At 63.2% G+C, this 16,965-nt stretch carries 15 protein-coding genes; 9 read left to right on the top strand and 6 right to left on the bottom strand.

The window, feature by feature from the left end:
* The first annotated feature begins 11 nt into the window (after positions 1–11).
* Both CAG46_RS21875 and CAG46_RS21870 read left to right on the top strand, forming a co-directional pair.
* Complete coding sequence (locus CAG46_RS21875) at positions 12–1,253, top strand: Zn-dependent hydrolase (protein ID WP_085619219.1); 1,242 nt, start codon at positions 12–14, stop codon at positions 1,251–1,253.
* Positions 1,253–2,272 (top strand): histone deacetylase family protein, encoded by a 1,020-nt coding sequence (locus CAG46_RS21870; RefSeq protein ID WP_085619217.1) that lies wholly within the window; start codon positions 1,253–1,255, stop codon positions 2,270–2,272. Before CAG46_RS21875 ends, CAG46_RS21870 begins: the two co-directional genes overlap by 1 nt.
* A gap of 104 nt (positions 2,273–2,376) precedes the next feature.
* Here the strand turns inward: CAG46_RS21870 and CAG46_RS21865 are convergent, their stop codons facing one another.
* The 4 genes from CAG46_RS21865 to CAG46_RS21850 all read right to left on the bottom strand — a co-directional run bounded on the left by CAG46_RS21865 (position 2,377) and on the right by CAG46_RS21850 (position 6,116).
* The gene (locus CAG46_RS21865; RefSeq protein ID WP_085619215.1) at positions 2,377–2,643 is read right to left on the bottom strand and encodes a hypothetical protein; all 267 of its coding nucleotides are present in this window, start codon (positions 2,641–2,643) and stop codon (positions 2,377–2,379) included.
* The gene (locus CAG46_RS21860; protein ID WP_143493528.1) at positions 2,640–3,524 is read right to left on the bottom strand and encodes an S-type pyocin domain-containing protein; all 885 of its coding nucleotides are present in this window, start codon (positions 3,522–3,524) and stop codon (positions 2,640–2,642) included. Before CAG46_RS21860 ends, CAG46_RS21865 begins: the two co-directional genes overlap by 4 nt.
* Positions 3,525–3,549: 25 nt before the next feature.
* On the bottom strand, positions 3,550–4,173 hold the full coding sequence (locus CAG46_RS21855; RefSeq protein WP_143493527.1) for a hypothetical protein: 624 nt from the start codon (positions 4,171–4,173) through the stop codon (positions 3,550–3,552).
* 518 nt (positions 4,174–4,691) lie between these two features.
* The gene (locus tag CAG46_RS21850; RefSeq protein WP_015269943.1) at positions 4,692–6,116 is read right to left on the bottom strand and encodes a PLP-dependent aminotransferase family protein; all 1,425 of its coding nucleotides are present in this window, start codon (positions 6,114–6,116) and stop codon (positions 4,692–4,694) included.
* Positions 6,117–6,439: 323 nt separating this feature from the next.
* Here CAG46_RS21850 and CAG46_RS21840 point away from each other — a divergent pair, with 323 nt between their 5' ends.
* Positions 6,440–7,849: an amino acid permease gene (locus CAG46_RS21840; RefSeq protein WP_025338600.1), complete on the top strand. Its 1,410-nt coding sequence runs from the start codon at positions 6,440–6,442 to the stop codon at positions 7,847–7,849.
* 262 nt (positions 7,850–8,111) lie between these two features.
* The gene (gene tam / locus CAG46_RS21830; protein ID WP_085619205.1) at positions 8,112–8,888 is read left to right on the top strand and encodes a trans-aconitate 2-methyltransferase; all 777 of its coding nucleotides are present in this window, start codon (positions 8,112–8,114) and stop codon (positions 8,886–8,888) included.
* On the opposite strand, the gene CAG46_RS21825 is transcribed toward tam, so the two are convergent.
* Positions 8,878–9,249, bottom strand: a complete 372-nt coding sequence (locus tag CAG46_RS21825; protein WP_085619203.1) for a DUF2784 domain-containing protein — start codon at positions 9,247–9,249, stop codon at positions 8,878–8,880. The two genes, tam and CAG46_RS21825, sit on opposite strands and share 11 nt — an antisense overlap.
* A 204-nt stretch (positions 9,250–9,453) precedes the next feature.
* Positions 9,454–10,323: a LysR substrate-binding domain-containing protein gene (locus CAG46_RS21820; RefSeq protein WP_013972053.1), complete on the bottom strand. Its 870-nt coding sequence runs from the start codon at positions 10,321–10,323 to the stop codon at positions 9,454–9,456.
* Positions 10,324–10,566: 243 nt separating this feature from the next.
* On the opposite strand from CAG46_RS21820, the gene CAG46_RS21815 reads away from it, so the two are divergent.
* From CAG46_RS21815 to CAG46_RS21795, 5 genes are all read left to right on the top strand, one after another.
* Positions 10,567–11,883: an MFS transporter gene (locus CAG46_RS21815; protein ID WP_085619200.1), complete on the top strand. Its 1,317-nt coding sequence runs from the start codon at positions 10,567–10,569 to the stop codon at positions 11,881–11,883.
* Between the two features lie 15 nt (positions 11,884–11,898).
* Positions 11,899–13,290 carry an FAD-dependent oxidoreductase gene (locus CAG46_RS21810; RefSeq protein WP_085619198.1) on the top strand — a complete coding sequence of 464 codons (1,392 nt, stop codon included), beginning with the start codon at positions 11,899–11,901 and terminating at the stop codon, positions 13,288–13,290.
* A 97-nt stretch (positions 13,291–13,387) separates the two neighbouring features.
* The gene (locus CAG46_RS21805) at positions 13,388–14,098 is read left to right on the top strand and encodes a YebC/PmpR family DNA-binding transcriptional regulator (RefSeq protein ID WP_024086772.1); all 711 of its coding nucleotides are present in this window, start codon (positions 13,388–13,390) and stop codon (positions 14,096–14,098) included.
* Positions 14,099–14,236: 138 nt separating this feature from the next.
* Entirely contained in the window at positions 14,237–15,181 is a 945-nt protein-coding gene (locus tag CAG46_RS21800) for a LysR family transcriptional regulator (RefSeq protein ID WP_085619196.1), read from the top strand.
* A 180-nt stretch (positions 15,182–15,361) separates the two neighbouring features.
* On the top strand, positions 15,362–16,774 hold the full coding sequence (locus CAG46_RS21795) for a DOPA decarboxylase (protein ID WP_085619194.1): 1,413 nt from the start codon (positions 15,362–15,364) through the stop codon (positions 16,772–16,774).
* The last annotated feature ends 191 nt before the right edge of the window (positions 16,775–16,965 follow it).

The raw sequence follows: 16,965 nt of genomic DNA, 5'->3' as shown, positions 1-16,965 counted from the left end.
AGTACCCGCACATGTTGAAAAGCAATGGCGAACGCCTGTGGGCGAGCCTGATGGCCATGGCCGAAATCGGCGCTACCGCCCGTGGCGGCAGCTGCCGCCTGGCCCTGAGCGACGAGGACAAGGCTGGCCGTGAACTGTTCAGCCACTGGTGCCGCGAAGCCGGCCTGACGCTGACTGTGGATGCCATCGGCAACCTGTTCGCTCGCCGCGCTGGCAGCGACCCGGATGCAGCGCCGGTGATGATGGGCAGCCACCTCGACACCCAACCTGAGGGCGGCCGTTTCGATGGCGTCTACGGTGTGCTGGCGGGCCTTGAAGTGGTGCGCCGGCTCAATGACCTGAACATCCAGACGCGCAAACCGCTGGAAATCGCCGTATGGACCAACGAGGAGGGCGCTCGCTTCACCCCGGCCATGTTCGGCTCGGCGGTGTTCACCGGCACCCTGGCACTGGACGAAGCGCTGGCCATTCGCGATGCCGATGGCATCAGTGTCGCCGACGAACTGCAACGTACCGGTTACGCCGGCCGGCGCCCGCTGGGCGGCCAGGTCGATGCCTATTTCGAGGCGCATATCGAGCAAGGCCCGATCCTTGAAGACAACGCCAAGGCCATTGGCGTGGTCAGCGGCGGGCAGGCCATCCGATGGCTCGACGTCACGGTCGAAGGCATGGCCGCACACGCCGGCACCACGCCGATGCCGCTGCGCAAGGATGCCCTGTACGGCACCGCACGGATGATCCAGGCGGTCGAGCAACTGGCTGCCGATTTTGCCCCCGAAGGCCTGACCACGGTGGGTGAACTGTCCATCGCCAAGTCCTCGCGCAACACCATTCCGGGGCTGCTGCAGTTCACCGTCGACTTGCGTCATCACCGGGATGAAGCCATCGAGGCGATGGAGCGCGACCTGACGTTGAAGCTGCAAGCCATCGCCAATCAGCGCGGGTTGCAGGTGCGTATCGAGCGCCATTGGGTCAGCCCGGCCACACCATTCGATGCCGATTGCGTAGCCGCCGTGCAGCAGGCGGTGGATGGCCTGGGCTATGCCCAGCAGTCGATCGTCAGCGGCGCCGGCCACGACGCCATCCTGCTGGCCCGCTACTGCCCGACCGCCATGGTGTTCATCCCCTGTGTCGGTGGCCTGAGCCACAACGAGGCCGAAGACGTACTGCCCGACGACGCCCGCCAGGGCGCCGATGTACTGCTCAATGCCGTGCTGGCCCGCGCGGGCCGTATCGAACAAGGAGACGCCTGATGCGTTGTTACTTCCACCCCGAACAACTGCTGCACCACCCACGCAGCTACTACTCGCGCGGCGCCATGCGCACCCCGCAGGAAGTCCCCGAACGCGCCCAGCGCCTGCTGCAGGCGGCCAAGGATCTGGGCTTCGACATCCGTCAGCCTGAGGACGCCGGCCTCGAACCGCTCAAGGCAGTGCATGGCCAGGCCTACCTGGCCTTCCTCGAAGAGGCCCATGCGCGCTGGAAGGAAGTGCCCGAGGACTGGGGCGACGAGGTCATGTCCAACATCTTCGTGCGTGAACCCAACGCCCTGCGCGGCATCCTCGCCCAGGCCGGGCGCTACCTGGCTGACGGCAGCTGCCCGGTAGGCGAACACACCTGGCGCTCGGCCTATTGGTCTGCGCAAAGCGCAGTGGCCGGTGCCAAGGCCATTCTCGACGGCGAGCCGGCGGCCTATGCCCTGTGCCGGCCGCCAGGCCACCATGCGCGCTTCGATGCGGCCGGTGGTTTCTGCTACATCAACAACGCCGCTGTCGCTGCCCAGGCCTTGCGCAGCCGCTACAGCCGCGTGGCCATCCTCGATACCGACATGCACCACGGGCAGGGGATTCAGGAAATCTTCTACGACCGCCGGGATGTGCTGTATGTGTCGGTGCATGGCGACCCCACCAACTTCTACCCGGGTGTGGCCGGGTTCGCGGACGAGCGTGGCAGCGGTGCGGGGGAGGGGTACAACCTCAACTTGCCGATGGCGCATGGTGCCAGCGAAGCGGACTTCATGGGCCAGCTGGAGATCGCGCTGGCAGCGGTGAAGGACTTTGGCGCCGAGGTGCTGGTGTTGTCGCTGGGGTTCGATATCTACGAACGCGACCCGCAGAGCAAGGTGGCGGTGACGACTGAAGGGTTTGCGGTATTGGGCGAGCGGATTCGGGCGATGCGCTTGCCGTGCCTGATCGTGCAGGAAGGGGGGTATCACCTGGAGAGCCTGGAGGCGAATGCGCAGGCGTTCTTTGCTGATAAAGCAGATTGGTGATAAGTGCTATATGCCGGCAGCTGTGTTGTCGCTGCCGGCGTCTGTGATGATACTCGGTCTCGGTGAACGAGGATGTACGTGCTGGGCTGTGGAATCAGTTCTGCTTATAGCTCATATCTTTTTTGGGTCAAGAATTCAGGCTCTCGCCAGTTTGGACCTTTGATATAGCCATTTCCACCACGCTGTATCAAACCTTCGTCACTCATTTTCTTAATCAGGTTAATGAGTTGTAGGCAGTCGCCAATGTTCACCCATCCATTTCGATTGTATAGATTGTCGAGTCGTGGATGAGAAATGCCATTTTGCCTGACAAGCCACAGAATTATATCGGTGGGGCTTTCGTTGGTGATTATTTCGCTAATAGTGTTCATTTGTTCTCTCGTGCGATCTGCTGGTCATCTGCTTCAATTGCTTCTGGTGTGTAAAGCAGTTCGGGCTCCGAGGTGAGTTGGTAGTCTTCCAGTGTTGCAGCGTGTGTATTGTTCCATGCTTCACCATCATCGTTCGGCCTGATTTTATCTGGTATTTCAAGGGTGCGAAAGCGCTCCAGCTCCCTTATCTCATGTGTGTAAAAGCGCTTGTCGGTGTCCGTTTCTTGCAACTTGCCCTGTAGGATTTTTTCCAGCCTGTTGATCATGATGTCATTTGCATCGGACGGGCCGAAGCGGCTTGTGTGTAATTTGACTAATCCGATGCCTGTCGCTGTGATTTTGACCTCGCGCCAATCCAGTCGCTCGATAGGTCCACCTGCTTTGTCTGGATTATAAGCTCGCCCGCTATAAGTGCCTATGGTTGTTGCGTCGGGATAGGGAGAATTGAAAACTACGTACAGTGGTGGCAGACCAGATTCTGGCGGGAAGCAGTAAATACAGTCTTTATGATTCGGTGGTTCATAGGCAGGGAGCGGTGTCGCTTCTATCCATGCGGGTCTGAGATTGACCCCCTCATAGGGGGCCGACAGTATCGGGTCACTGGGGGTTGTAGTTGACGACCCGTTCTCGGTATGAATGGGGAAGCTGAGCCTGATTGGAAAATCACTCGATGGAATCGATGTGTAGCTATTGCCTTCTTTATCCATTACTAAGGGGCGTACAGGCACCTTTTTTTCAGCACTTGTGGAGTTTGCACGGTTCGTAAGTGTATACGTGTCCAGATTGGCATTTATTCGTAGCGGTGATTCAATTGTCCCGTGCTTAAGCGCAATGTCATGAATATTCGTAGACAAATCAGGAATGAGTAGTTCAGCAGGCATGCTCAGGGTTGAGTCATGGTGCAAATCAGCGTTTCCTAATTCTGATGAATAAAAAAATGGTTTTCTGCTGGAGGTTTTCGTATTCCTTTTTTATTTTTTCAAGGCAGCGATTTAGTACTATTTCAATTTGCGCGGCAGTAATGCTGCTCATTAAAAAGTACAAATCTTCCTCGATCATATAGAAATCTTGGTCGTGCCAGCGGTTAAAGTGAACGACGTTTTCGAAATGCAGTGCTGCTTCGTCAATGCCTATTGTATATATGTGTTCTGCTAAGTATAGGTTGATATTGCGGATGGCTTGTTTGTGGGTTTTGTTATAAAGGAGCAGGAGGAATTTCTTTTGGGCGTAAAGATGGCTTGCCTGGTCTGGGTAGGATTGTCTTATGTCTGAATAATGTTTATTCAAATAGTTCTCAAATCCAGGAGTGCTCACTGGGCAGGTAGCCTCGATTTCCTGTATCACATTTTTCGCAATGGTCGTTGCGTTGACGCTGAGCGCATCATATGAAAGCGATGCTATGTTCGGCGGTGTTATAGGTAGTGTGAACGGGCTGTCCCAAGAAAGGATGTCCTCAAAGTCATATGTAAAAGGCGCGGCTGAGTATATTTCTTGCAGTTCCTGGCTTGTTAGTGTTCTGCGTGAGGTCACGTCTATTTCCCTTGAAGAAGCCTTGAGGTACTAAACCTTGAGGCTTTCGCAAGAAGGGCGGCAGGTGGAATAGATGCACTGCTATTGAGTAGCGAGCGCGACACCAACAGAAATCGTAGATGCCGATGGCTGGTGGGTGTAAGAAGATGGGTTAAGCTGTTGGATCAAGGGAGTTAGACATCTAGTTTTTGTTATAGGCACTCGTTGGCTGAAGTATCCCTGAGGTTTCTGGAATAGGTGACGCAGACTGCGGAGGGAGTTGGCCTGCACCTGTGGCAGCGGGCATGTCCGTGAAGAAGCCAGCGTGGCTAAAGCGTGGAGTGTGCAGCTATCGGTGGCAGGCGTAGGCTGGGGGAACCAGAATCTTCGCATCAGGCGCCATCCCTTGGGCAATCCCTGCACAGACTGCAAGCACCAGAGAATCCCCCTGTTCCCCTGTTCCCCCCACTGCACGCCTAGGCCTAGTTGATGTGCAGAGCGGCGCTCGATCTCACAGATGCTGAAAAGGTTGCGGCGAACTACACCCCACCCCGCCGCACATGCTTCACCAACACCTTCTCCAGCAGCTCCCACATCGCCGGCTCGGTACTGAACGCCACGTTGAACCGCATCCACCCGGTCGCCTTGGCATCGACCATGAACAACTGCCCGGGCCCGAGCATGATGCCTTTCTCCAGCGCATCATCCAGCAGCGCCGCGCTGTCCGGAATCGCCGGGTGGCGGGTCCAGATATACATCCCTTCATCCGACTCGATGAACAGCTCGAAGCCCAACCGATGCAGATGCCGGCCAACTTCCTGGTGCGCCTCGGCCAGCCGCTGGCGCAGGCGCTTGAGGTGCTTGCGCCAGCGCCCGTCGATGATCGCGGCATACACCACGCGCTCCATCACCTGCGAAGTGGTCAGGCCCGAGCGCATCTTCAGGTGCAGCAGCTTCTGCATCAGCTCGGGGTTGGCCAGCATGTAGCCGACCCGCACATTGGGCGAAATGCTCTTGGAGTAGCTGCCCACGTACACCACCTGCTGCAGGTGGTCGAGGCTGGCCAGGCACGGCTGCGGTTCGGCGACCATGTCGGCGTACAGGTTGTTTTCCACCAGGCGGAAGCCGTGCTGGCTGGCCAGTTGCAGCAGGCGGTGCAGCTGCGGTAGCGGCGTGCGCGAGCAGGTCGGGCTGTGCAGGTGCGGCTGGGTGAAGAACGCAGTGGGGCGGTGATGGGTGAGCAACTGCTCCAGCTGGTTCAGGTCGTAGCCGGCCGGTGTGCGCGGCACGCCGACCAGGGTCGCGCCCTGGGTGCGCAGGATGCTCATCAGGTTGGGGTAGCCGGGGTCGTCCACCAGCACCACGTCGCCCGGGCGCACCAGGGTGCGCGCGGCCAGGTCCAGGGCCTGGCTGGCGCCGTGGGTAAGCATCAGCTGCGCCGGGTTGGCGACGATAGACAGTTCCTGCTGCAGGTTCTGTGCGGTCAGTGCTCGCAGTTCCATCAGGCCCATGGGGTCGCCGTAGCCCGACAGCTCCAGCGGGCTGCCGGCCACCTGGCGCAGGCCGCGGCGCAGGCCGTCTTCGTACATCCAGTCGTTGGGCAGCCAGCCGCAGCCAGGCTTGAACGGCAGCTGGCGGATTTCGAAGATCTGCTGCAGGTACCACTCGGAGTTGAACGTTGGTCGACTGGTGTCGGCCTCGGCGTTGTGCGGGTCGAGCAATTCGCCCGCCGCGCGGTTGACGAAGAACCCCGCATTGCCCCGGCTCACCAGCAGGCCCTGGGCGACCAGACGGTCGTAGGCCTCGACCACGGTGAAGGTGCTCACCGAATAGCTCGCGGCAAAGGCGCGGATCGAGGGGACCTTGGCGCCTGGCTTGAGGGTCTGGTTGTCGATCAACTCGCGCAGCCCGTCGATGATCTGGTTCACCAGTGGGGTCGAGGAGTCTGGATGTAATTCGAACATTCGGGGCCTTCAGGGTGCGTATCGCCCGGCGTTTGCAAGGTGTATTGCATGGGCGACCTGTACAGTGCAGTGCGAGTTTCATGCCACTGTGCATGGCTCTCTGCGTCGGACATTTTTACATTAGGTGTCAGATATCGCCACCTAAAGCATGTTCAGTTCGCCCCAGGCGCCTGCCCTGGGGCGCGTCAGCAGGCCGCCATGGAGGGCCTGCGTGTGTTCGCTCACACCATCCTGCGCGCATTAGCACTGATGTACGTGAAACCGCCAGCCATCGGGGTTTCACAGTTTTCCTTGGATAAAAAGAAGCACGGGGTACACAACTGATGGACGCAACATCCACAACCACCACCGCGAAAAGCGGGCACGAGAGCAAGCTCAGTGCCTCGCTCAAGTCGCGCCACCTGACGATGATGTCGATCGCCGGGGTTATCGGCGGCGCCTTGTTCGTCGGTTCCGGCAGCGTGATTCACAGCGCCGGCCCAGCCGCTGTGCTGGCCTACCTGGCAGGCGGCATCCTGGTGGTACTGATCATGCGCATGCTGGGTGAAATGGCGACTTCCTCGCCAGACACCGGTTCGTTCTCCACCTACGCCGATCGCGCCATCGGCCGTTGGGCCGGTTTCACCATCGGCTGGCTGTACTGGTGGTACTGGGTCATCCTCATGGCCTGGGAAGCTTATGTGGCGGGCAAGATCCTGCATGGTTTCTTCCCCGACGTCAGCGTCAACGTGTTCGTGCTGGCCACGACCCTGTTGCTGATCACCGTCAACTTCTTCAACGTCAAGCACTACGGTGAGTTCGAGTTCTGGTTCGCCTTGATCAAGGTGATCGCGATCGTCTGCTTCCTGATCGTGTGTACCGCTGCCGTGCTGAACATCTGGCAGTTCGGTGAAGTGCGTGGCATCAGCCACCTCACCGCCGAAGGCTTCATGCCCAATGGCATCACCACCGTGATCGGTGCCTTGCTCGGGGTGATGTTCGCCTTCCTCGGCGCGGAAATCGTCACCATCGCCGCTTCCGAAGCCAAGGACCCGGCCGCGCAGATCGTCAAGGCGACCAACTCGGTGGTCTGGCGTGTGTGCCTGTTCTACGTGGGTTCGATCTTCCTGATCGTCTGCCTGGTACCGTGGAACGACCCGCACCTGGGCGTTTCCGGCTATGGTGCCTACCGCCGCACCCTGGAGCTGTTGGGCGTGCCGTATGCCGAGCTGCTGATGAACTTCGTGGTGCTGACCTCGGTGAGCAGCTGCCTGATCTCCGGCCACTACACCGCTTCGCGCATGCTGTTCTCCCTGGCCCAGCGTGGCGACGCGCCGTCGTTCTTCAAGATCACCCGCGCCGGCACCGGTGTACCGGTGTACGCGATCATGGGTTCGTGCGCCGTGGCCGTGGTGTGTGCGCTGATCAACTTCAGCGAGACCCTGCGCCCGAAAGACGTGCTGGAAACCCTGATGAACACCACCGGCATGATTGCCCTGCTGGTGTACCTGGTGATTGCCTTCTCGCAGCTGCGCATGCGCCGCAAGCTGATTGCCGAAGGCAAGGAAGTACGCCTGAAGATGTGGCTGTTCCCGTGGCTGACCTACCTGGTGATCGCGTTCATCGTGGCCGCCCTGGTAACCATGGCCTTCATGCCTGACTACCAGATCCTGGTGATCTCCACCGGTATCGCCGCGGCAATCGTGGTGGCGATGGGTGTGGTGCACCAGATCCGCACTGGCAAGCAGCACTAAGCGTCACTCGCTTCTCGAAACGGCCGGCTCCCTCGGGGACCCGGCCGTTTTGCGTTGTTGGGCCAGTTCCGGCTTGTGCACCGTTGTAGGAGCGGCCTTGTGTCGCGATCGGGCCGCAAAGCGGCTCCAGATTTCTCGATTGCTGCGACTATCGCTGGGGCCGCCTTGCGGCCCGATCGCGACACAAGGCCGCTCCTACAGGGATCGCGCAGCCCGTTACATGGCATATGCTGAACACATTGCCCGCCCAGAGGAGCTTCACATGGCCTGGTCCGCCACCCAGTATTCGCTGTTCGAAGACGAGCGTACCCGCGCCGTGCGCGATCTGCTCGCCGCTGTGCCACCACGCCCGGTACGCCACGCCACCGACCTGGGCTGTGGCCCTGGCAATTCCACCGAGGTGCTGCTGCAACGTTACCCGGATGCCCAGGTGACGGCCCTGGACAGTGACCCGGACATGATCGAAAAGGCCCGCGAGCGTAAACGGCTGTGCATCCCCCGGGTGCGCACTGTCGTCGGTGACATTGCCGGCTGGTCCGCCCCCGAGCCGCAGGACCTGATCCTGGCCAATGCCTCACTGCAATGGGTACCCGACCACGCCTCGCTGTACCCGCATCTGGTGCGCCAGCTGAGCGAAGGTGCCAGCCTGGCCGTGCAGACCCCGGACAACCTCGACGAGCCGGCCCACCGGCAGCTGCGCGAAATCGCCAGCCAGGGCCCCTGGGCGGCGAAGTTCGCTGATTTCCAGCTGCCGCCACGGCACAGCGCGGCGTTCTACTACGACCTGCTCAGCCCGCTGTGTGCGCGGGTGGATGTGTGGCGCACCACCTACCACCACCCGTTGGCCGGCGGCGCCGAAGCCGTGGTGGAATGGTTCAAGGGTTCGGCCTTGCGTCCTTATCTGGGGCGGTTGGATGCCCAGGAGCAGGTGGATTTCCTGCAGATGTACCTGCAAGCGATGCAGCGCGACTACCCGCCCGCCACCGATGGCAAGGTGCTGTTGCCGTTCCCGCGGCTGTTCGTGATCGCTACCCGCTAGGGCGGCGCCAGCGCCAGGCCACGTAGCTGTAGATGCCGAGGTTGAGCAGCAGCACGAAAGTGCCCAGCAGCAGCTGGATGTGCGGTGTCAGCCCGGCGGGGTAGATCAGCGGCCAGATGTAGTGCTCGACGAAGCCGCCCTGATAGCCCGCGTCACCAGCCGCGCTGCGCATGCGGTTTTCCCAGGTGGTCAGCGGGCAGCCCAGGTGCAGGCATTCCACCGCCAGGCCCCAGGCCAGCGCCGGCAGGTGCAGCAGCAGGGCAGGGCGCCAGCGCAGTACCAGCAGGCCGCCGAACAGCACCAGCAGGATGAAGAGCAGGTGCAGCAGGACCAGGCTGTCGGCGGCAAGGCGGTAGAGCATGGTTTGTGTGCCGAGGGTTGAGGTTATCCCAGCATAGTTGGGTTGCCTGTACCGGCCTCTTCGCGGGTGAACCCGCTCCCACAGGTACTTTACAGAGATCGAGAGCTGTGGAATACCTGTGAGAGCTGCCTGGTACCGTGCCAATCTGAGCGTTAGTGCGGCCCCTGTGGGAGCGGGTTTACCCGCGAAGAGGCCGGCACAGGCTTACAACCCTTCCTCCACCATCTGCAGGAAGGTCGCCACCACCCGCCGCGTGCGCTGCTCGCTCAGGCACACCAGGGTCTCGGTCAGGTGCCGCTGGCAATCGACGATCGGCAAGGCGCACACCCGCGCATCCGCACCAAACTCCGCCGCCGACACCACCCCCACACCAATCCCCACCACCACCGCTTCCCGCGCCGCTTCCCGGCCTTCCACCTGGATCGCCGGGCGAATCCGCAGCCCGGCCCGTTGCATTTCTTCTTCCAGTGTCTGCCGCGTCACCGACCCGGGCTCGCGCAGCACCAGTGGCGTATCGTCCAGATCCGCCAGGCTGATCGCACCGCGGCTGGCCCATGGGTGCTGGTGCGAGACAAACGCCACCATCGGGTCGCGGCGCAGCGGCAGGCAGTGCAGCCGCTCATCGTCGACGTCCCGCCCCAGCAGGGCCAGGTCGGCCTGGTAGCTGAACAGCCGGGCCAGCGACTCGTCGGTGTTGCCGGTCTCGATCTTCACCTGGATGCCCGGGTAGCGCTGGCAGAAGCGGGCGATCTGCGGCAGCACGTGCACCGGCGCATCCACCGCCAGCACCAGGCTGCCGGTGTGCAGCGCACGCGAATCCTGCAGCAGTTCATGGGCCTCGGCCTCGCAGGCGAACAGGCGCTGGCTGATGCCCAGCAGGCGCTCGCCGAGGTCGGTGAGCTGCACCGAACGCTTGTTGCGGTGGAACAGCAAGACGCCGAAGCGCTCCTCCAGTTTGCGCACCTGGTCCGACACCGCGGGCTGGGTAAGAAACAGCTTTTCGGCGGCGCGGGTAAAGCTGCCGTGAACGGCCACGGCATGGAAGGCCTTGAGTTGTGCGTGGGAAACCGACATGACGACCTCAGTAACAAGCTGGACTTATGTGTGAAATACGATAAATCGATTTTATTTATCTTAGCGCAACTGTTTCCATGCATGTCAGCCCGACGCTGGTACCACAAGTGCCGCCAGGGCCATGGCACCCACACGGCGCCATCTGACGCGATGACAGCCTCGTCATCGCTGTGCGTAACACAAGAACAAGACAGGCGTTTCTTCACATTCTGCCGGCACACTCAAGCAAGAGGTCAGACTTACATGAACCAATCCCTAGCCGCGTTCAAACGCTGGCGTATCCAGATTTTCGCCATTACCTGGCTGGCCTACGCCGCCTTCTACTTCACCCGCAAGGCCTTCTCGGTGGCCAAGCTGGGCATCGGTGAAGACCCCAACTTCATGCTCGACAAGGCCGCCATGGCCAACCTCGACGCCATCTACCTGGCCGCCTACGCCGTGGGCCAGTTCACCTGGGGCATGCTTGCCGACCGCTTTGGCCCACGCGTGGTGGTGCTCGGCGGCCTGCTGATTTCTGCTGTTGCGGCGGTGGTGATGGGCAGTTACGCCACCTTCCCGATCTTCGCCACCTGCATGCTGGTGCAGGGCCTGGCGCAATCCACCGGCTGGGCCGGGTTGTGCAAGAACATCGGTAGCTTCTTCCCGGCGTCGCAGCGTGGGCGGGTGCTGGGCCTGTGGAGTTCCTGCTATGCCTTCGGCGGCCTGGTGGCCTCGCCGTTCGCCGGCTGGTGGGCCTATACCCTGGTCGGTACCTGGCACGCGGCGTTCTTCTCCAGTGCCGCGGTGGTGGCGCTGGTGGCCGTGCTGTTCTTCTTCCTGCAGCGCAACAAGCCTGAAGACGTCGGCCTGCCGGCGGTGGAGCCCGAGCCGCAGAGCATGGCCCCGGCCGGCAACCTGTGCAGCGTGTGGGCGCCGCTGAAGGAGATCATGCGCAACCGCACGGTGCTGACCCTGGGGTTGGCGTACTTCCTGTTGAAGCCGGCGCGCTACGCCATCCTGCTGTGGGGCCCGGTGATCGTCTTCGAGCAGATGCCCTCGGTGGGCAAGGTAGGGGCAGCGATCATCCCGACAGCCTTCGAACTGGCCGGGCTGCTCGGCCCGATCATCATCGGCCTGGCCTCCGACAAGCTGTTCGGCGCCCGGCGCATGCCGGCCTGTGTCATCAGCCTGGTGTTGCTGACCGTGGCGTTGGCGGCGTTCATGGCGGCCATGCACACCGGCAGCGTGATCCTGGTGGTGGCCCTGCTGTTCGTCATGGGCCTGACCCTGTACGGGCCGGACTCGATGATCAGCGGCGCTGCGGCCATCGACTTCGGCACCGCCAAGGCTGGCGCTACCGCAGCAGGTTTCGTCAACGGCTGTGGCTCGGTGGGGGCGGTGCTGGGCGGGCTGCTGCCGGGGTACTTCGATGGTGTCACGGTGTTCATCGTGTTCGCCGGCTGCGCGCTGTTCTCGGCGCTGGTGCTGCTGCCGCACTGGAACAGCCGCCCGGCCAGCGCTGCGCAAAGCGCCGACGTGGCACCGAATACCAGCATGGCAATCAAGCCACTGCGTACCTGAAAGGAAAGCGAGCGAATGAGACCCTTCTGGCTGCAACAGGCCCTGGATTCGGCGCAAGAGGCGGTGTGCCCGCCGCTGCAAGGCGATGCCCGTTGCGATGTGTGCATCGTCGGCGGCGGCTATACCGGCCTGTGGACCGCGCTGATGCTCAAGGAAGCGGTGCCGGCCCTGGATATCGTGCTGATCGAGGCCGATATCTGCGGTGCCGGTGCCAGTGGCCGCAATGGTGGCTGTGCGTTGTCCTGGTCGGCCAAGTACTTCACCCTCGAGCGGCTGTTCGGAGTGGCCGAGGCGGTGCGCCTGGTGCGTGAGTCGGAGCGCAGCATCGGTGAGATCGGCGCGTTCTGCGCGGCCAATGGCATCGATTGCGACTACCGCCTGGACGGCACGCTGTACACCGCCACCAACGCCGCGCAGGTCGGCGCCACCGACTCGGTGATCGCTGCGCTGGAGCAAAAGGGGATCAATTCGTTTCGCCGCCTGCCGCTGCAGCAGGTGCAGCGCCTGGCGGGTTCGGCGCGGCACCTGGAAGGCTGGTTCTCGCCGGCCGCGGCCACGGTGCAGCCGGGCAAGCTGGTGCGCGGCCTGCGCCGGGTGGCCTTGCAGCGCGGCGTGCGCATCCATGAGGGCACCGCCATGACCGGCCTGGAGCACGGCGCCCCGGTGCAGGTGCGCACGGCCCATGGCACGGTGCGCGCCGACCGCGTGGTATTGGGCCTGAATGCCTGGATGGCGCGGGCTTTCCCACAGTTCGAGCGCAGCGTGGCGATTGTTTCCAGCGACATGGTGATCACCGAACCTTGCCCCGAGCTGTTGCACCAGGTCGGCCTGGACAGCGGCATCAGCGTGCTCGATTCGCGGATATTCGTGCATTACTACCACAACACCTCCGATGGTCGGCTGATGCTCGGCAAGGGCGGCAATACCTTCGCCTATGGCGGGCGCATGCTGCCGGTGTTCGACCAGCCGTCGCCGTACCGGCCGCTGCTGCGTGAAAGCCTGGGCGGGTTTTTCCCGGCGCTGGCCGAGGTGCCGCTGGCGGCCAGCTGGAACGGGCCGTCCGACCGCTCGGTGACCGGTTTGCCGTTCTTTGGCCGGCTGGACGGGCAGGGCAACGTGTTCTACGGCTTTGGTTACTCCGGCAGCGGCGTCGGGCCGTGCCACATGGGCGGGCAGATTCTGTCGTCGCTGGCGCTGGGGCTGGACAACCCATGGACCCGTTCGCCGCTGGTCAAGGGGCCGCTGGGGCTGTTCCCGCCCGAGCCGATTCGCTACCTGGGCTCGCTGATGGTGCGCAATGCCATCCGCCGCAAGGAGCGGGCCGAGGACCGTGGGCTGCGGCCGCGCAGGCTGGATGTGCGCCTGGCGCGGTTTGCCGCGGCGGCGGGCAAGGCCGATAAAGGCTGATGAGATTTCTTGTCGAACACAGGCCAGAGGGCGTATAAACTGCACCCACTTTTGGCCGGTCGCTTCCTGAACCGGCCGCTGAAACAAGAGAGTCGACATGGGCGCACAGTGGAAAGCCAAACATAAAGAAGCCGCGGCCAACGCCAAAGGCAAGATCATGGGCAAGCTGTCCAAAGAGATCCAGATCGCCGCCAAGTCCGGCGCCGACCCGGACATGAACCCACGCCTGCGCCTGGCCATCGAGCAGGCCAAGAAGGCCTCGATGACCCGCGAGACCCTGGAACGCGCAATCCGCAAGGGCGCGGGCCTGGACGGCGATGCCGTGCAGTACTCGGCGGTAAGCTACGAAGGTTTCGCCCCGCACCAGGTACCGCTGATCGTCGAGTGCCTGACCGACAACGTCAACCGCACCGTCGCGCAAATCCGCGTGCTGTTCCGCAAGGGCCAGCTGGGTGCCAGCGGTTCGGTGGCCTGGGACTTCAACCATGTCGGCCTGATCGAAGCCACTCCGAACGGCGACGCCGACCCGGAAATGGCGGCCATCGAAGCCGGCGCCCAGGACTTCGAGGAAGGCGACGAAGAGGGTTCGACCCTGTTCATCACCGACACCACCGACCTCGACGCCGTGCAGAAGGCCCTGCCGGAGCACGGCTTCACCGTGACCTCGGCGAAGATCGGCTACACCCCGAAGAACCCGGTGAGCGCGGCAACCCTGAGTGCCGAAGCGCTGGCCGAGGTGGAAGCGTTCCTCGAAGCCATCGACGAGAACGATGACGTGCAGAACGTTTATGTTGGTCTGACTGACTGATCTGCTTCTCTGGGGCCGCTTTGCGGCCCATCGCGACACAAGGCCGCTCCTACAGGGGAACGCATGACCCATGTAGGAGCGGCCTTGTGTCGCGAAACGAGGGCAAAGCCCTCGCCAGCGGTCTGGAGCCGAACCCCGATGAACCCCGCTTTCGCCTCCCTCAGCCTCGCCCACCTGCGCACCCTCGACCACCTGCTGCAGCTGAAGAACCTCAGCCACGCCGCCGAGCGCCTGGGCGTCAGCCAGTCCGCCCTCAGCCGCCAATTGGCCCACCTGCGCGAAGCCTTCGACGACCCCTTGCTGGTGCGCCAGGGCCGTGGTTACGTGCTCAGCGAACACGCCGAAGCCCTGGTCGAACCCCTGCGCCAGGTTCTCGAAGAGCTGCACGCCCTGCGCCAGCCCGCGGTGTTCGACCCGGCGCGCTGCGAGCGGCGTTTCTGCCTGGCCGCTTCGGACTACGTGGCCGAGCACATGCTGCCGCTGCTGGTGGCGGCGCTGGAGCGCGAAGCGCCGGGTGTATCGCTGGAGTACCGCACCTGGCAGGCCGGCCAGTACGCCTTGCTGGCCAGCGGCGAGATCGACCTGGCCACCACCTTGTTCGACGAGTCGCCACCCAACCTGCACGGGCGCCTGTTGGGCGAGGACCGCGCGGTGTGCCTGATGCGCCACGACCACCCGCTGGCCGCCCACGGCGCGCTCAGCCAGGCCGACTACCTGGCGCACAAGCATGTGCGTATTTCCGGTGGAGGCGACAAGGACAGCTTCATCGACCGCCACTTGCGCGCCCAGGGCCTGCAACGGCGGGTCAGCCTGGAAGTGCCGTTCTTCTCTGCCACCGTGCAAGTGATCGCCAACAGCCAGGCGCTGGCCACCGTGCCCGAGCACATCGCCCGGCAGCTGTGCCGCCTGCATGATCTGGCCTGGCGGCCGTTGGGCTTCATCGACCACAGCCAGCGCTACTGGGTGGTGTGGCACCAGCGCCTGCAGGCCTCGGCCGAACACCGCTGGTTGCGCAACCGGGTGTTCGAGTTGTGGCGCCAGTCGCAGTTTGGCGTGCAGGGCGGGCATGCGGGTTTGCCATAGCAGGTATGCGTGAGGCGGGGTTATTCACTTCGGGATAGGTGCCTAGACTGGGGCATTGTGTTGCCTGTACCGGCCTCTTCGCGGGTAAACCCGCTCCTACAAACGATGCAGTACCTGTGGGAGCGGGTTTACCCGCGAAGAGGCCAGTACAGGCAGCGAACCACCCACAGGAGACCCCAGGTGACCCCCGAACAATTCCGCCAGTACGGCCACCAACTGATCGACCTGATCGCCGACTACCGCCAGACCGTCGGCGAGCGCCCGGTCATGGCCCAGGTCGAGCCCGGCTATCTCAAGGCCGCCTTGCCCGCTCAGGCCCCCCTGCAAGGCGAACCTTTCGCTGCGATCCTCGACGACGTCAACCAGTTGGTCATGCCCGGCCTGTCCCATTGGCAGCACCCGGACTTCTACGGCTACTTCCCCTCCAACGGCACCCTGTCGTCGGTCCTCGGTGACTTCCTCAGCACTGGCCTGGGCGTGCTGGGCCTGTCGTGGCAGTCCAGCCCGGCCCTGAGCGAGCTGGAGGAAACCACCCTCGACTGGCTGCGTCAGTTGCTGGGCCTGTCTGGCCAATGGAGCGGGGTGATCCAGGACACCGCATCCACCAGTACCCTGGTGGCGCTGATCTGCGCGCGGGAACGCGCCAGCGACTACGCACTGGTACGCGGCGGCCTGCAAGCCCAGGCCAGGCCGTTGATCGTCTATGTCAGCGCCCATGCCCACAGCTCGGTGGACAAGGCCGCATTGTTGGCCGGTTTCGGTCGCGACAACATCCGCCTGATCCCGACCGACGAACGCCATGCCCTGCGCCCGGAAGCACTGCAGGCGGCGATCGAGCAGGACCTGGCCGCCGGCAACCAGCCCTGCGCCGTGGTCGCGACCACCGGCACCACCGCCACCACGGCCCTCGACCCGCTGCGGCCGATCGGCGAGATCGCCCAGGCCCATGGCTTGTGGCTGCACGTGGACTCGGCCATGGCCGGCTCGGCGATGATCCTGCCGGAATGCCGCTGGATGTGGGACGGCATCGAGCTGGCCGATTCGCTGGTGGTCAACGCGCACAAGTGGCTGGGCGTGGCCTTCGATTGCTCGATCTACTACGTGCGCGACCCGCAGCACCTGATCCGGGTGATGAGCACCAACCCCAGCTACCTGCAGTCGGCGGTGGATGGCGAGGTGAAGAACCTGCGTGACTGGGGTATCCCGCTGGGCCGCCGGTTCCGTGCGTTGAAGCTATGGTTCATGCTGCGCAGCGAGGGGGTCGAGGCGTTGCAGGCACGGCTGCGGCGTGACCTGGACAATGCCCAGTGGCTGGCCGGGCAAATCGGCGCGGCGGCGGAGTGGGAGGTGCTGGCGCCGGTGCAGTTGCAGACGTTGTGCATTCGCCATCGGCCGGCGGGGCTGGAAGGGGAGGCGCTGGATGCGCATACCAAGGGCTGGGCCGAACGGCTGAACGCGTCCGGGGATGCCTATGTGACGCCGGCGACGCTGGATGGGCGGTGGATGGTGCGGGTGTCGATTGGCGCATTGCCGACCGAGCGGGAGCATGTCGAACAGCTCTGGGCGCGCTTGCAGGAAGTGGTCAAGGGCTGAAACTGCCGGGGCCGCGTTGCGGCCCTTTCGCCGGCAAGCCAGCTCCCACAGGGACCGCACAAGACTTGAAGCCTGTGCGGTCAAGGTAGGAGCTGGCTTGCCGGCGAAAGGGCTCCCACAGGGACCGCACAAGACCTGGAGCCTATGCGGTCAAGGTGGGAGCGGGCATGCCCGCGAATGGGCTGCAGAGC

Origin of the sequence: Pseudomonas sp. B23(2017), from assembly GCF_002113725.1 — a bacterium.
Lineage (GTDB): Bacteria > Pseudomonadota > Gammaproteobacteria > Pseudomonadales > Pseudomonadaceae > Aquipseudomonas > Aquipseudomonas putida_Z.
This window is presented reverse-complemented; position numbering and strand designations above follow the sequence as displayed.

Bases quoted from the DNA above. Each gene is read 5' to 3' on its own strand.
- CAG46_RS21875 (WP_085619219.1), top strand. From the start codon at position 12: ATGTTGAAAAGCAATGGCGAACGCCTGTGGGCGAGCCTGATGGCCATG.
- CAG46_RS21870 (WP_085619217.1), top strand. From the start codon at position 1,253: ATGCGTTGTTACTTCCACCCCGAACAACTGCTGCACCACCCACGCAGC.
- CAG46_RS21865 (WP_085619215.1), bottom strand. From the start codon at position 2,643: ATGAACACTATTAGCGAAATAATCACCAACGAAAGCCCCACCGATATA.
- CAG46_RS21860 (WP_143493528.1), bottom strand. From the start codon at position 3,524: ATGCCTGCTGAACTACTCATTCCTGATTTGTCTACGAATATTCATGAC.
- CAG46_RS21850 (WP_015269943.1), bottom strand. From the start codon at position 6,116: ATGTTCGAATTACATCCAGACTCCTCGACCCCACTGGTGAACCAGATC.
- CAG46_RS21840 (WP_025338600.1), top strand. From the start codon at position 6,440: ATGGACGCAACATCCACAACCACCACCGCGAAAAGCGGGCACGAGAGC.
- tam (WP_085619205.1), top strand. From the start codon at position 8,112: ATGGCCTGGTCCGCCACCCAGTATTCGCTGTTCGAAGACGAGCGTACC.
- CAG46_RS21825 (WP_085619203.1), bottom strand. From the start codon at position 9,249: ATGCTCTACCGCCTTGCCGCCGACAGCCTGGTCCTGCTGCACCTGCTC.
- CAG46_RS21820 (WP_013972053.1), bottom strand. From the start codon at position 10,323: ATGTCGGTTTCCCACGCACAACTCAAGGCCTTCCATGCCGTGGCCGTT.
- CAG46_RS21815 (WP_085619200.1), top strand. From the start codon at position 10,567: ATGAACCAATCCCTAGCCGCGTTCAAACGCTGGCGTATCCAGATTTTC.
- CAG46_RS21810 (WP_085619198.1), top strand. From the start codon at position 11,899: ATGAGACCCTTCTGGCTGCAACAGGCCCTGGATTCGGCGCAAGAGGCG.
- CAG46_RS21805 (WP_024086772.1), top strand. From the start codon at position 13,388: ATGGGCGCACAGTGGAAAGCCAAACATAAAGAAGCCGCGGCCAACGCC.
- CAG46_RS21800 (WP_085619196.1), top strand. From the start codon at position 14,237: ATGAACCCCGCTTTCGCCTCCCTCAGCCTCGCCCACCTGCGCACCCTC.